1 protein-coding gene is annotated in these 1,402 nt (G+C 27.7%); it reads left to right on the top strand.

Annotated features, from left to right (window positions below; all coding sequences use genetic code 11):
* Positions 1-235: 235 nt before the first annotated feature.
* Positions 236-1,402 (top strand): hypothetical protein (locus L8Y18_RS08515; RefSeq protein WP_263663065.1); only part of this gene is annotated, 1,167 nt, incomplete at its 3' end.

Raw genomic sequence — 1,402 nt, 5'->3', positions numbered from 1 at the left:
ATAGTTGCAGACAATGTCAATCAAATAGCTAATGATATCTTAGAAGATGCTAGGAAGAAAAAATTCTAAATAAGTTAAACCCTTAATGGGTTTAACTTTGATACTCTATTAAATCTATATTTTACATTCAAGTCCACTATTAGAAATACCAAACAAATATTAATTAATTAAAAATAAAAAAATTATTTTTTTAGGATAAAATACATCCTTTTTAAAAACACATAAAGGAGATACATTGTTTTCAAATTTAAAAATAGGGACCAAAATAGTTGGAGTTGTAATTTCTATAGTAATGCTAGGCATTATAATCTTAGCAAGTATTTTTTCCATACAAGCTTCAAATATCTTACACACTGAAGCAGATAAACTACTTCAAATTAATGCTTTTAGATATGCAAATATCGTCCGTGGAGCAACAGAAAGTGTTTATTCAACTTTACTAGGAGTAGAAGATACTATAAAAAATACTATTTCAAATGAAAATAGTATTGATGATACAGAAGTGCAAAATATTTTAGAAGGTGTGCTTGATTCAAATGAAAAAATTGCATATATGTATGTTCATTTTTTTAATACCCCAATCAATCAAAATACCAACCCAAAACTACTTACAAATCAGCATAAATTTTTAATGTTACTTCATGATACTTCTTTAAAAACAGAAGGCGGCGTGCAATTAGTTCAAGCATATGATGCATTTTTACAACAACAAAGTATTAATAATGCTATATCAACACAAAAAGAATCAATAGGAAAACCTCAAATTTTCAACATCAATGGTGAAGAAATTTTTGCATACAATATTGCAATTCCAATCTTTAAAAATGGAAATATTATAGGTGTAGTTGGAGCTTTAGGAAGTTTAACGCATTTTAGAGGAGAGCTAACAGATCCAAAAAGAAGTATTTTCAAAGATGATCAAAGATTATTACTTGGTGCTGAGGGTCTAATAGCAGTTAGTCCTGTTTCTAAATTTACAGGAAAAAGTATTTCAGAAGCAAATCCTCATCCTAGTGCAAAAACATTAATACAATTACAAAAAGATAAAATAAATACTGTTTTTGACTTTACTCGTGCAAGCGATGGAAAGAAAAATAGAGCAGCAATAGCTACTTTTGATCTTTGGGATAACTCACAAGATGCTTGGTCTATTGTGACTATGGCTCCAGTTGATTCTATACAAATGCCTATTACAAAACTTATAACAACCATAGCATTTATATCTCTTTTTGTTATTTTAGTAATTGTGATAATAGTATTTATATACATAAACAAAGCAGTAAGCTCAAGAATTGTTAATTTACAAAACAACCTACTACACTTTTTTAAATTTATCAATCATGAAACCAAAGATACTATTTTAAGTAAAGATACTAAAAGCAATGATGAGTTAAGTATCATG

The sequence above is a fragment of the Campylobacter sp. CNRCH_2007_0968H genome (assembly GCF_025773245.1).
Classification (GTDB): Bacteria; Campylobacterota; Campylobacteria; order Campylobacterales; family Campylobacteraceae; genus Campylobacter_D; species Campylobacter_D lari_D.
Note: the sequence above shows the minus strand (reverse complement) of the source record. Positions and strands in the feature narration are given on the sequence as shown.